General features: G+C 45.3%; 11 protein-coding genes. 6 read left to right on the forward strand and 5 right to left on the reverse strand.

Annotated elements, in window-relative coordinates; all coding sequences use genetic code 11:
* The 4 genes from MED92_RS06950 to MED92_RS06965 form a co-directional block, all read left to right on the forward strand.
* Nucleotides 1–432, forward strand: a 432-nt coding sequence (locus tag MED92_RS06950) for a UDP-3-O-acyl-N-acetylglucosamine deacetylase (protein WP_007020812.1), incomplete at its 5' end; no start/stop codon positions are given.
* A gap of 210 nt (nt 433–642) precedes the next feature.
* Nucleotides 643–3381, forward strand: a complete 2739-nt coding sequence (gene secA / locus MED92_RS06955) for a preprotein translocase subunit SecA (protein ID WP_007020813.1) — start codon at nt 643–645, stop codon at nt 3379–3381.
* Nucleotides 3382–3448: 67 nt separating this feature from the next.
* Nucleotides 3449–4669 carry a bifunctional glutamate N-acetyltransferase/amino-acid acetyltransferase ArgJ gene (argJ, locus tag MED92_RS06960; protein WP_007020814.1) on the forward strand — a complete coding sequence of 407 codons (1221 nt, stop codon included), beginning with the start codon at nt 3449–3451 and terminating at the stop codon, nt 4667–4669.
* Entirely contained in the window at nt 4669–5631 is a 963-nt protein-coding gene (locus tag MED92_RS06965) for a Nudix family hydrolase (protein WP_007020815.1), read from the forward strand. The genes argJ and MED92_RS06965 overlap by 1 nt, the downstream gene beginning before the upstream one ends.
* On the opposite strand, the gene yacG is transcribed toward MED92_RS06965, so the two are convergent.
* From yacG to pilB, 5 genes are read right to left on the reverse strand one after another with little or no spacing between them, the layout of a single operon-like run.
* The gene (gene yacG / locus MED92_RS06970) at nt 5609–5836 is read right to left on the reverse strand and encodes a DNA gyrase inhibitor YacG (protein ID WP_040661632.1); all 228 of its coding nucleotides are present in this window, start codon (nt 5834–5836) and stop codon (nt 5609–5611) included. The genes MED92_RS06965 and yacG overlap by 23 nt on opposite strands.
* Nucleotides 5817–6434, reverse strand: coding sequence for a dephospho-CoA kinase (gene coaE / locus MED92_RS06975; protein ID WP_007020817.1), 618 nt, complete (start codon nt 6432–6434; stop codon nt 5817–5819). The genes yacG and coaE overlap by 20 nt, the downstream gene beginning before the upstream one ends.
* Complete coding sequence (locus MED92_RS06980) at nt 6434–7276, reverse strand: prepilin peptidase (protein ID WP_007020818.1); 843 nt, start codon at nt 7274–7276, stop codon at nt 6434–6436. The genes coaE and MED92_RS06980 overlap by 1 nt, the downstream gene beginning before the upstream one ends.
* 18 nt (nt 7277–7294) lie before the next feature.
* Complete coding sequence (locus MED92_RS06985; protein ID WP_007020819.1) at nt 7295–8515, reverse strand: type II secretion system F family protein; 1221 nt, start codon at nt 8513–8515, stop codon at nt 7295–7297.
* 15 nt (nt 8516–8530) lie between these two features.
* Nucleotides 8531–10243, reverse strand: coding sequence for a type IV-A pilus assembly ATPase PilB (gene pilB, locus MED92_RS06990; protein ID WP_007020820.1), 1713 nt, complete (start codon nt 10241–10243; stop codon nt 8531–8533).
* Nucleotides 10244–10436: 193 nt separating this feature from the next.
* Here pilB and MED92_RS06995 point away from each other — a divergent pair, with 193 nt between their 5' ends.
* Both MED92_RS06995 and MED92_RS19080 read left to right on the forward strand, forming a co-directional pair.
* On the forward strand, nt 10437–10880 hold the full coding sequence (locus tag MED92_RS06995; RefSeq protein ID WP_007020821.1) for a pilin: 444 nt from the start codon (nt 10437–10439) through the stop codon (nt 10878–10880).
* Nucleotides 10881–10943: 63 nt separating this feature from the next.
* Nucleotides 10944–11194: hypothetical protein (locus MED92_RS19080; protein ID WP_162010857.1), on the forward strand; the 251-nt coding region annotated here is incomplete at its 3' end.

Consider the following 11194-nt stretch of genomic DNA (forward strand, 5'->3'; position numbering starts at 1 on the left):
CACCCTGCTTTCGAAGGTCGCAATATGGAATCCTATCTGGATTTCTCTAGTACCTCTTTTGTCAAAGAAGTAAGCCGTGCACGTACTTTTGGTTTTATGAGCGATTATGAATATCTGCGTTCGCAAAACCTGGCCTTGGGCGGTAGTTTTGATAATGCGATCGTCGTGGATGATTACCGTATTCTTAACGAAGATGGCCTTCGTTATGATGATGAATTCGTAAAGCATAAAGTCCTTGATGCGGTCGGCGATCTTTATCTGCTGGGTAAGAGTCTGATTGGTGAGTTTTACGGTGATAAATCAGGTCACTTCCTGAATAACCGTTTGCTTCGAGAGCTTTTGGCGAATGAAGATGCTTGGGAAGTGGTGACTTTCGAAGATAACGAAGAAAGCGCGCCAATCTCTTATCAGAAGCCTGTACTCGCAGTTTGAGTGCTGAGTAAGACGATTAAGAAACCGAGCTTGTTAGCTCGGTTTTTTTTCGCTTAATTTTCTGCTTTTTTGCCTTTTTTTATAAGGTTTTATTTATTTACCCTTTTAGATTCATTTTCTGCCCCCAATAAAGGTAGAATGCTGAGTTAATTTTCACCGCCAGAAGGTGCGGCGACTAGGTTTTTAGACTTCACAGGTATAAGTCGAGATATGCTGACAGGACTGTTAAAAAAGGTTTTTGGTAGTAAGAATGATCGCGAATTGAAGCGCATGGGTCGTATCGTAAAAGCGATCAATGCGTTAGAAGTTGATCTGGAAAAGCTAACTGATGATGAAATCAAGGCGAAGACAGTAGAGTTTCGCCAGCGCCTTGAAGATGGGGCGACTCTGGATCAGATTCTGCCAGAAGCGTTTGCGACAGCGCGAGAAGCATCAAAACGTGTCATGGGTATGCGTCACTTCGATGTGCAGATGATCGGTGGTATGACGCTGCATGAAGGTAAAGTAGCGGAGATGCGTACGGGTGAAGGTAAGACGCTGGTGGGAACACTCGCGGTTTATCTGAATGCATTGGCAGGTAAAGGTGTGCATGTTGTTACTGTGAATGATTACCTGGCAGGGCGCGACGCTGAGTGGATGCGTCCACTTTATGAAGCTCTGGGTATGACAGTAGGTGTTGCGTTATCTGGTCAGGATTCAGAAACCAAACGTGCAGCTTATGCAGCTGATATTACCTACGGTACAAATAACGAATTCGGCTTTGATTATCTGCGCGATAATATGGCCTTTAGCACGGCAGACAAAGTGCAGCGAGGTTTCAACTTCGCAGTAGTTGACGAAGTCGACTCGATTCTTATCGATGAGGCGCGTACGCCACTGATTATTTCAGGCCCTGCTGAAGACAGCTCGCAGTTATATATCACTATTAACCAGGTAATCCCGAAGCTCAGTCGATTTGATGGTGAGATTGATCCTCAGGATGAATCTCAGGAGATCAACGAGCACTTTGCTGTTGATGAGAAAAACCGCACAGTTGAATTGACTGAAGCTGGCCACGCTGCCGTTGAAGAGCTGTTGACTGAGCTTGGTTTACTAGCCGAGGGTGAAAGCCTTTACGCTCCACAGAATCTTAATCTGTTACACCATGTTCTTGCAGGGCTTAAAGCGCATCACCTTTATCAGCGCGATGTCGATTATATTGTGCAGAACAATGAAGTGGTCATTGTTGATGAGCACACCGGCCGTATTATGCCGGGCCGTCGCTGGTCTGAAGGCTTGCATCAGGCGGTTGAGGCGAAAGAGGGCGTTTCTGTTCAGAATGAGAGCCAGACGTTTGCTTCGACAACCTTCCAGAATTACTTCCGTTTGTATGGCAAGCTGGCGGGTATGACAGGTACGGCTGATACAGAAGCATTTGAGCTTCGTCAGATTTATGGCCTGGATGTTATTGTTATTCCTACGAACAAGCCGGTCGCTCGTAAGGATGAGAACGATCTGGTTTATCTGACGGTAGAAGAGAAGTACGAAGCGATCATCAAAGAGATTCGTGCTTGTCAGGAAGCAAGACGTCCTGTTCTGGTCGGTACAGCTTCTATTGAGTCGTCAGAATTGATTTCGACTTTGCTGAATAAAGAGAAAATTCAGCATAACGTGCTTAATGCGAAAAACCATGGTGGCGAGGCAACGGTTATTGCTGAGGCAGGGCGCCCTGGTGCGGTGACCATTGCGACTAACATGGCGGGGCGTGGTACCGATATTGTTCTGGGTGGTAAGCTCGAAGCTGAGATAGCGGCTTTGGATAATCCTTCAGACGAGACGATTGCTGAACTGACCGCTGCTTGGGAAAAGCGTCATCAGGAAGTGCTGGATAACGGTGGCCTTCATATCGTAGGTACTGAACGCCACGAATCCCGTCGAATCGATAACCAGCTACGTGGTCGTGCTGGACGACAGGGTGATCCGGGTTCTTCTCGTTTCTTCCTGTCTCTGGAAGATGACCTGATGCGTATCTTTGCCTCTGACCGTGTGCGTCAGTTGATGCAAGCGCTGGGTATGGAGCGTGGAGAAGCTATTGAACACAAGATGGTAAGTAATGCCATTGAGAAAGCTCAGCGCAAAGTTGAAGGTCGTAACTTTGATATTCGTAAGCAACTACTTGAGTATGATGATGTTGCGAATGATCAGCGTTCGATTATTTACGAGCAGCGTAACGACCTGATGGCAACTGATGATATCTCAGAAACAGTCAATGCTGTTCGTGATGAGGTCATTGCAAATCGCTTTAGTGAATTCGTTCCTCCGCAAAGTCTGGAAGAGCAGTGGGATGTTCCAGGGCTTGAGAAGGCACTGGAAACTGATTTTGCAGTTAAGATTCCAGTGCAGGCTTGGTTGGATGAAGATGATTCTCTACATGAAGAAACCCTGCACCAGAAAATCTATGACTACATTGTGGATGTATACGCTCAGAAGGAAACGCAGGTTGGTGAAGCAACCATGCGCAACTTTGAGAAGCAGGTGATGTTACAGGTGCTGGACACGCTTTGGAAAGAGCACCTTCAGACGATGGATCATCTGCGTCAGGGTATTCACTTGCGTGGTTATGCACAGAAAAACCCTAAGCAGGAATACAAGCGTGAGTCTTTCCACCTGTTCCAGGACTTGTTGGATAATATCAAGCGCGATGTGATTCGTATCCTTTGCCATGTTCAGGTGCAGCAGCCTGAAGATGTAGAAGCGATGGAACAGCAACGTCGAGAACAGGCCGAGCGTCAGCAGATGGATTTCAAGCATGACCAAAGTTCAGCGATGGGTGGTGAAGACACTTCTGAGCAAGAAGAGGCGCAGCAAAACGAAACATTCGTGCGTGAAGAGCGTAAGGTGGGGCGTAATGAGCCTTGCCCTTGTGGCTCAGGTAAGAAATATAAGCAGTGTCATGGCAAGCTGTCTTAATATTTAGCAACGAATACAACTAAAGAAAGCAGCCATAGGCTGCTTTCTGTATATCTGGAGATTGAAAATGGCAGTTGGTCCAGCAACTTTTCCTGAAAAAATGCACCCTGTATCGGGGTTTAAATTGGGCACTACTTCTGCGGGCATTAAAACGCCTGGCCGAAAAGACCTGGTACTTATGGAAGTGTGCGATGGTGCGACCGTAGCAGGTGTATTCACCAAAAATGCCTTTTGTGCAGCTCCTGTACAGATTTGTAAAAGCCATATGGCTGAAGTTTCTCCTCGTTACCTGGTAGTGAACACCGGAAATGCAAATGCCGGTACTGGTGAAGAAGGGTTTTCAGATGCGATGCTGACTTGTAAAGAGGTTGCTGACCTTTGTGGTAGCGACGAACGTGCAGTATTGCCATTTTCTACCGGAGTGATTGGCGAGAAGCTTCCTGTCGAAAAAATTATCAGCGCTTTGCCAAGTGCGAAAGAAGCTCTCTCTGAGCAGGGCTGGGATGCAGCTGCTGAGGGTATTCTTACCACGGACACGCGTGTTAAAGGCGCTTCACTGCAAATTGAATATCAGGGGCAGACTATTACCCTTACTGGTATTTCTAAAGGCTCAGGCATGATTAAGCCAAATATGGCGACAATGCTTGGCTACGTAGCGACTGATGCAAAGATTGAGAAAGGGTTGCTACAAAAATTGCTGACAGAAACGACAAATTGTTCGTTTAACCGTATTACAGTCGATAGTGACACCTCAACTAATGACTCTTGTATGCTGGTGGCTACCGGGCAATCATCCGTTGAAGTTTCTGAGCAAAACGCAGAGCTCTTTGCGCTGTTTAAAGAGGCACTAAAGGATCTAATGCAGCAACTTGCTCATGCCATTGTGCGTGATGGTGAAGGTGCAACGAAATTTGTCACTATTACTGTTGATAGTGCTGAAACTGAAGAGGAAGCTCTGAGAACAGCGTTTGACATTGCTCACTCACCGCTAGTCAAGACGGCTCTTTTCGCTTCAGATCCAAATTGGGGGCGTATTCTGGCTGTTGTAGGGCGTGCTGGTATTGAAAATCTTGATCTGGATAATTTGCAGATCTACCTCGGTGATGTTTGTATCGTTAGCCAGGGTGGTAGGGATGCTGCTTATACCGAAGAAGCGGGTCAGGCGGTAATGGATCAGGAAGAGATTTTGATCAGAGTTGTGCTAAATCGTGGCGAAGTATCTGAGACGGTTTGGACAACTGACTTATCTCATGACTATGTCAGTATTAATGCAGATTATCGAAGCTAATGACTAGAAAGCTCATCCATGTTGCTGCAGCGGTTATCAGAAATGACGCTGGAGAAATTTTTATCGCTAAACGCTCTGATGATAAGCACCAAGGCGGACTTTGGGAGTTTCCAGGTGGTAAGGTAGAAGCGGGTGAGCCAGTCAAACAGGCGCTTGCCCGCGAGCTGGATGAAGAGCTCGGCATTCAGGTTTTAGATTGTCGGCCTTTGATTCAAATTCCCCATCATTATTCTGATAAGTCAGTCCTGCTGGATGTTTTTGAAGTCGGCACATTTTCAGGTGAGCCTTATGGTCGTGAAGGGCAGCCAGTAAAGTGGGTTTCCAATACAGAGTTGGTGTCGTATGAGTTTCCAGAGGCGAACAGGCCGATAATTGATGCTTGTTTGCTGCCTTCTACATTGGCGATTACCCCTTTTAATACAAAGCCTGATGAGCTTCTTTCATTTGCTGAAAGCGCTGTGGCTAAAGGGGCTGGGGGCATTGTATTACGCTTCTCAGGGCTAAGTGACCAGAGTGAAACGCTTTCTGCTGAAGTGGAAGTCGCTTGCCGATCGCTTATTGGCTATTGCCATGAAAAGTCGATTTTTCTTTCATTGAATACAAGTGTTTCGATAGCGAATCATCTTGCTGCTGATGCGATTCATCTTAGTTCTGAGCGATTAAAAAGTCTTAGTCAGCGTAGCGATTTCGCAGGTCGATGGTTAAGCGTATCTTGCCATAATGCAGCTGAACTGAAGATAGCAGAAGAAAAGGGCAGTAATTTTGTTTTTCTGTCCCCTGTTACAGAAACTACTTCTCATCCTGATGAAGAGTCTCTGGGTTGGGAGTCCTTCTCCGCACTGTTAACTGAAGTGAAGCAGCCTGTTTATGCGTTGGGTGGGGTCGGGCCTGATGATGTAAATCAGGCCCAGATTTTTGGTGCACAAGGGATTGCTGCGATTAGTGCATGGTTGGAGGAATAGGTTGATCTTTATCGATCTGCTCCTCTAGTTCCCCGCTACTGAAGTCACTCGCTGATTTTGATTCAGGAATTGTATATTCCTCATTGGCCCATGCGCCAAGATCAATCATTTTACAGCGTTCACTACAGAAGGGCCTGTGTGGATTGCTGCTGTCCCATTCCTGTTGTTTTTCACAGGTGGGGCATTTAATGGTCGGTTTGCTCATCTGTTCTCTGGCTTAGCTCAGTTAAATCAAGGTGGAGTTGTTCAACTTTATTACGAAGGCTATCTAAGCCTGCGTCATTACAAATAATTGTATCAGCTTCCTGTAGCTTTTGTTCGCGGGGCATCTGCGCAGCAATAATTGCTTTGATTTGCTCTGCTGAGTTGCTATCCCGCTGCATGGTGCGGCTAACTTGTAGCTCTTCAGGTAGGTCGATTACTACAATATGGTCGGTAAGTGACTTCTGGTCTGTTTCAAGTAATAGGGGAGATGAAAGGACTGCGTAATTGCCCTCGGAATGGTTGAGCTGTTCGATAATTCGGTTTCGAATAATGGGGTGGAGTAGTGTTTCCAGCCACTTTCTCTCTGCGGTGTCACTGAACACCTTCACGCGTAGAGCTGCTCTGTCCAGTTCTCCGGACTCGTTAATAATGTCGTGACCAAAGTGTTCTGCGATTGCCTCTAAAGCGGGTTTTCCTGGTTCAACGACTTCCCGTGCAACGATGTCCGCATCAACAATCTTTACGCCATAGGTGGCTAAAAGGTTGGTTACAGCTGTTTTCCCGCATCCAATACCGCCCGTTATTCCAACTATAAACATCAGAAACCTGCAAACTTTAGGTACATACCGGTGATTTGGTCACCCCATAGAATCGCTATCCATCCAGCTATGGCAAGGTAGGGGCCAAAAGGAATGGGCTGTTGGCTTTCATTCTTCTTAGTCACAATCATCGCAATACCGAAAATAGCACCGACTAAGGAACTTAGTAAAATAATCAGAGGGAGTTGTGATAGTCCGGCCCAGGCTCCAAGCGCAGCCAGTAATTTGAAATCTCCATAGCCCATGCCTTCTTTACCGGTGAGAAGTTTGAAAGCCCAGTAAACACTCCAGAGACTTAGGTATCCTGCAATTGCACCATAAACAGCACTCTCAAGTGAGGTAAATATATTGAAGCTGTTTACTAATAACCCCAGCCATAGCAATGGAAGAGTGATGCTATCAGGTAGTAACTGATGGTCTATGTCTATAAATACCAGGCAGATTAATGCAAAGGTAAGGAGGGCCAAGGATAAGCCTGCTGTATTAGCCCCAAAAATATGCACTACATACGCAACGCTGAAAGCGGTTAGCAGCTCGACAAAGGGGTAGCGAAATGGGATATGAATACCGCAAGAGCTACATTTTCCTTTTAGCCAGGCATAACTAAGAACCGGAACATTCTCGTACCAGCGGATGCGGTGCTTGCATTTGGGGCAGGTCGAAGCTGGAACTGAAAGGTTGTAAGTTTCTTGATCTTTATCTGGTTCTTTCATCGCTTCCCATTCTTTCTCCATCATAATGGGAAGTCGATGGATAACAACATTCAGAAAACTGCCAACGCACAATGCCAAAATAAAAGCGCAGGCCGAAGCCCACGCTGGATCCATTGGAATTTCAAACATTATTCTTTGATTGCTCTCTTATACAACTTGACCGAGCTGGAAAATTGGAAGGTACATGGCTATTACCAGACCACCTACCAGTACACCAAGAACTACCATAATTAAAGGTTCTAAGAGGCTTGAAAGGTTGTCGACTGCGTTATCAACAAGTTCCTCGTAAAAGTCAGCCACCTTTTCCAGCATCATCTCTAATGAGCCGGCTTCCTCACCGATTGCTATCATTTGCACTGTCATGTTAGGGAAAATACCAGTCATCGTTACGGCATCTTTTAGCGACTGTCCTGTCGAGACCCCGTTCTTTATTTGGATAATTGCGTCTCTATAGAGAGCATTACCTGAGGCACCAGCAGCTGATTCAAGGGCATTCACTAATGGTACCCCTGCAGCGAAAGTGGTGGCTAAGGTTCTGGCGAACCTTGCAATTGAAGCATTATGCAAAATTTGCCCAATGACAGGTATTTTGAGAACAGCTTTGTCCACATTGTCGCTAAACTTTTGAGATCGGGCCCTGGCCTTTGAAAATGCATAACCCGCTACACCTGTTGCGATAAGCGCAATCCACCACCATTTTTGTGCGGTTTCTGATAGCCCTATGACAAACAAGGTAAAGGCTGGCAGGTCGGCGCCAAAGTTTTGAAACACTGACTCAAACTGGGGCACTACTTTGACTAACAAGATTGCAGAAACAACTATTCCTACAATAACAACCGCTGTTGGATACGTTAGGGCTTTCTTAATCTTAGCTTTAAGGCTCTCAAGCTTCTCTTTATACGTGGCTATTCGATCAAGCATTGTTTCTAATGCACCTGATTGCTCGCCCGCGCTGACTAAATTACAGTAAAGGTCATCAAAATGATCGGGATGTTTGGCCAAAGCATTAGACAGATCGATACCTCCATTAACATCATTTTTTATTTCATAAATGATGTCTTTTAATTTTTGTTTATCAACCCCGCCAGCTGTTATCTCAAGCCCTTGTAGCAACGGGACACCGGACTTAAGCATAGTGGCCATTTGGCGTGTAAAGAAAGCAATATCTACTGGTTTAATTGGCTTGTTTTTACTGCTGAATAAACCCGCGCTTCGTTCTTTGGCTACTTTGGAAGGCAGGATACCCTGTTTGCGAAGTTGTGCCTTCGCAATAGATAAGTTGGCAGCATCAATTTTTCCTTTACTTTGATTGCCACTTTTATCTTTGCCTTGCCAGGTGAATGTCTGTAGCTTGGCATCTTTAGCCATGTCTTGAATCCTTTATCAGGTCTTGATCACACGATTCATCTCTTCAAGGCTGGTAAGGCCTTCAATCACTTTCTTTAGTCCGGACCTTCTCAAAGTTTGGAAATTTTGAGATTCCGCAACCTTAAGTATATCTAGAGATGTTCCGTTCTCCATAATTACTTCTGCTATTTCCGAACTCATGGCTAGCATTTCATATATACCTACACGTCCTTTGTAGCCTTTGTTGCATTTATTACATCCGTCCGAATTAGGTTCGTAGATGGTTAGACCCTTTATTTCCGAATCAAGGAAGCCTTCTTCTTTGAGTGTTGCTTCAGGAAGGCTGATCGGCTTCTTACAGTTTTCACATAAGCGGCGGCCTAAGCGCTGAGCGATGATTAAGCTAACGGAGGTGGCTATATTGAACGCAGGAACGCCCATGTTTCTCAAACGGGTGAGTGTTTCGGGTGCACTATTGGTGTGCAAGGTAGAAAGTACCATGTGACCTGTTTGAGCCGCTTTTATGGCAATTTCCGCTGTTTCAAGATCTCGAATCTCACCAACCATAACCACATCAGGGTCTTGTCGTAGGAAGGCACGAAGTGCCTCGGCAAAAGTTAACCCTACTTTAGCATTTACATGAACTTGGTTAATGCCTTCAAGGTTTATTTCCACTGGATCTTCAGCTGTGGATATGTTGCGTTCCTCAGTGTTCAGGATGTTCAGGCCAGTATACAGACTGACGGTTTTACCACTACCAGTAGGACCTGTTACTAAGACCATCCCTTGTGGGCGGTGAAGTGTTGATAAGTAAAGGTCTTTCTGGAACTCTTCAAAGCCTAAGGCTTCAACTCCCATTTTGGCGCTACTTGGGTCAAGGATACGCAATACAATCTTCTCCCCCCATAGCGTTGGTAAGGTATTAACACGGAAGTCAATAGCTCGGTTTTTGGATATTTTCATTTTAATGCGTCCATCCTGTGGGACGCGTCGCTCGGATATATCCATCTGTGACATAACTTTCAAACGTGCTGAAAGTCTTGAAGCCAGGTTTGACGGTGGTTTTGCTACCTCTTGAAGTATCCCGTCGATTCGGCTGCGAATTCGATAACTTTTTTCATAGGGCTCAAAGTGAATATCGGATGCGCCGTTTTTGATTGAGTCTAGTAATATTTTGTTTACAAACCGTACAATAGGGGCGTCATTAGCAGCATCTTCGCCACTATCTTCTTCTTGATCTCCGGGAGTGGTATCGTCAATTTCAAGATTGTCAAGGTCGCTATCTTCTAAGTCGTCAAGTGCAGAGCCTTGATTATCAAGAAAGGATTCTATTGCCCGGCTAAGTTTATCCTCTTCAACAATAATTGCTTCAGTGGTTATGCCGCTTTGAAATTTAAATTCGTCAAGCGCCTGAATATTCGTGGGGTCTGAAATTGCGACAAACAAGCGGTTATCGCGTTTTTGAAGGGGGAGAGCGTGGTGCTTTGTTATTAAACTATCATTGATTAAGCCTTGGGGAAGGCTTGTCACATCTAAAGCATCAAGATCAAGTAAGGGAATGCCAAACTCTTCTGAAGCAGCAGCCGCTGCCCGGTACGCACTCACGAGCCTTTGCTCAATTACATACGAAATGAATGTTTGCTGCTTTTCTCTGGATTGAATAGCAGCATCAGCCGCTACTTCTGCAGAGCAAACGCCTTCGTTTACAAGTCGTTTAGCAAGTCCAGTTAATGGCTGGTTTGGTTGCAAAAGAGTAACCCCTTGATCTTTCCATGATTTTTACATAACTCACTTCTAAAATAGCATTTGCAACCGTTTTTGAAAATGCGCACTATACTTAAACATATAGGTTTTACGGTTTTATCACTGGCGTGTAATAAAAAATGCGCTACAATCAAAGGACTTGGTTGATCCAAGTGTCAAATTTCGCTGGAGAAATAAAATGAAAAAAACACAACAAGGTTTTACCCTGATTGAATTGATGATCGTAGTAGCGATCATCGGTATTCTGGCAGCAATTGCTCTACCTGCTTACCAAACCTACACTAACCGTGCTAAGTTTTCTGAAGTCGTTTCTGCAACAGGTGCGGTTAAATCGGCTGTTGAATTATGTGGCCAGACTGTTACCGCAGCGTCGACTGATTTCGGTGCAAGCTGTTCAGATGGTAACAATGGTGTAGTCAGTGCGGGTGCTAGTGGTTACGTGACAAGCGTTGTTGCTGCAGATAACTCAGCAACAGTCGTACGTGTTACTGCAACTGGTGTCGCTGCGCTGAACAGCGATACTTATATTTTGGATGCTACTCGTCAGGCTAGTGGCCAGGTACTTTGGACTGTTGTAAGTTCAAGTACATGTTTAGCTTCTGGTCTTTGCTCTAGTAACTAATTTCTAGTGCACATAGAATAAGAGGAGCTGATGCTCCTCTTTTTTTTTTTTAAGACGCCCATAATGAAACGAACAATAATTATTATTCTTATCGCCGCTTGTGTCGGCGTGACTTGGTATATAGCCAATACGACTGAACGTTTATCCCCTCAAGCTAAAAGTGCTGCTGAAAATGCATTGTTGGAAGAGGCTGAATTTCCAGCTCGCCCTGTGTGGTGGCACGATGATGCGGTAATGGCCATTGGTGTAGTTAAAGGTCAGACGAACCCTCCCCATGCTGCGGATAAAGCGTGTAAGATCCTAAAATCTAAAGG

It is taken from the genome of Neptuniibacter caesariensis, assembly GCF_000153345.1.
Lineage (GTDB): Bacteria > Pseudomonadota > Gammaproteobacteria > Pseudomonadales > Balneatricaceae > Neptuniibacter > Neptuniibacter caesariensis.